Here is a 1,362-nt window from a genome sequence, read left to right on the forward strand (position 1 = left end):
TCGCCGAAGGCAGCCTGCGGTCCGTGCCGCTCGAACTGCCGAAACGCGACTTCGCCATGATTACACATCGCGACCGCCAGGCAAGCTTGGCCCAGATGGCGCTCAAGGCGCATTTGGGGGCCGACGAGAAGGCGTCCGCGCGTTCGTGAATTGTCCGGATATCAGCCGAACTTGCGCTGCGCGTCCAGCGAAAGGCCAAGTCCGACCGAGCCGAACATATCGCCCTCGATGACCGAAGCCTGAGGCACCAGCGACAGGATTTTTTGTCTCGCCAGCGGGATCGCGGTGGATCCTCCGGTCAGGAACACGGCGGTGATGTCGGACGACTTGACCCCGGCGTCGCCGATGGTCTGGCCGACCGTGGCGGCAACGCGCTCGATGTCCCTGGCGATCGTGGCGTCCAGCGCCTTTCGGGTGATCTCGGCGGCGAACTGGACTTCCGGCAGCCTCACCTCGACATCGGCCGAGACCTTGTCGGTCAGCGCGATCTTGGCCCTTTCGACAAGAGCGGCCAGCGCGTGCCCATACCGGTGCTCGACGATATGGATGAAGCGGTCGACGAGATCGGCGCGCTCGGCCTCGTAGCGGATCTGACGCAGATGCGTCATCGCCTTGGCCGTGTAGACCAGGTTGATGCGTTGCCATGTGGCAAGATCGATGAAGTAGCTGGCCGGCAGGTTGCGCTTGCCGTCCTTGGTCGGGCTGAGATAGCCGAGTTCCGGCATCACATGCGCGATGCTGAGCAATCGGTCGAAGTCGGTGCCGCCGATATGGATGCCGCGGCTGGCCAGGATATCGTCCTTGCGGTCAAGCGAGCGGGCACGCTGCGGCGAGACCCTTACGATCGAGAAGTCCGACGTGCCGCCACCCATGTCGATGATCAGCGCCAGTTCCTCGCGCGTCACCTTCTGCTCGTAGTCGAGGGCCGCCGCGATCGGTTCGAACTGGAAGGCGATATGCTTGAAGCCTTGGGCGCGGGCGGCTCCTTCGAGCTCGCTTTGTGCCCTGGCATCGGCCTCGGCGTCGTCGTCGACGAACTGCACCGGCCGACCGAGCACCACGCTCTCGACGGCGCCGCCGGCATCGTCCTCCAGTCTTTTTCGCAGATGGCCGAGGAACAGGCCGACGATCTCCATGAAGCCGATCGATCGCGCCTTGATGCGCGTCTTTTCCTGCGCGAGCGCGCTGCCGAGCACGCTCTTCAGCGAGCGCATCAGCCGACCTTCGACGCTGTCGGTGTAATTGGCGATTGCGTGGCGGCCGAAACAGGTACGGTTGTCCTCGAAGTTGAAGAACACGGCGCTTGGCAGCGTGACCTCGCCGCCTTCCAGCGCGACGAGGTGCGGCTGGCCGCTCCTGACC

General features: G+C 64.5%; 1 protein-coding gene and 1 pseudogene. One reads left to right on the forward strand and one right to left on the reverse strand.

Translation table 11 applies throughout. The features are described 5' to 3' along the window. Positions 1-149, forward strand: a pseudogene (locus FJ980_RS35670) (LysR family transcriptional regulator); the annotation flags it as partial. 12 nt (positions 150-161) lie between these two features. On the opposite strand, the gene FJ980_RS31900 reads toward FJ980_RS35670, so the two are convergent. After that, the coding region (locus FJ980_RS31900) for an Hsp70 family protein (protein WP_140547479.1) at positions 162-1,362 on the reverse strand (1,201 nt) is incomplete at its 5' end.

The organism is Mesorhizobium sp. B1-1-5, from assembly GCF_006443065.1.
GTDB lineage: Bacteria > Pseudomonadota > Alphaproteobacteria > Rhizobiales > Rhizobiaceae > Mesorhizobium.